The 615-nt window shown below is 72.1% G+C and carries 1 protein-coding gene and 1 pseudogene; both read left to right on the forward strand.

The genetic code is table 11. The features are described from left to right. On the forward strand, nucleotides 1–350 hold a 350-nt coding region (locus tag AC1D12_RS34870), incomplete at its 5' end, for a pectate lyase family protein (RefSeq protein ID WP_477845609.1). Further along, nucleotides 347–615: pseudogene (locus AC1D12_RS34875) on the forward strand (hypothetical protein); the annotation flags it as partial. The gene AC1D12_RS34870 and the pseudogene AC1D12_RS34875, both read left to right, overlap by 4 nt.

Here is a 615-nt window from a genome sequence, read left to right on the forward strand (position 1 = left end):
ACAACAACCTGTACCAGGGCAGCACGGCCAACGCGGCCTACCCGTACGGCTACAGCATCGRCGTGGCCTACCTGGCGAAGATCATCTCGGAGAACAACGTGTTCGAGATCCAGGGCGCCAACAGCTGCGCGAGCGTGATGAAGAACCCGGGTTCGTCGAGCAAGACCGGCGCGATCACCGAAGCCGGCTCGCTGCTGAACGGCGCGGCGCTGAACATGTCGCAGTGCAGCTTCTCGAACGACGTGGGCTGGACGGTGCCGTACAGCCGCAGCGCGCTGCTGCCGGCGGCGTCGGTGAAGGCCGCGGTGCAGGCGCAAGCCGGCGTCGGCAAGCTGACGGTCAAGCCATGAGAGCCGGCGCGGGCCTGGGCCCGTTGTTCATCGCGGTGTCGGCCGCGCTGCTGGGCGGTTGCGGCGGCGGGTCGCAGGACACCACCTGGGCCGGCGGCAACACCGACGGCTCGGCACTCGGGCCCGTGACGGGCACGCCGGCGCCTGCGCCGGCGCCCGCCCCCACACCCTCGCCCGCGCCATCCCCTGCGCCATCGCCTTCACCGGCCCCGGCGCCCGCGCCTTCTCCGTCGCCGGCGCCTGCACCTGCGCCGGCACCTTCTCC

The organism is Rhizobacter sp. P1_G5, assembly GCF_056405435.1.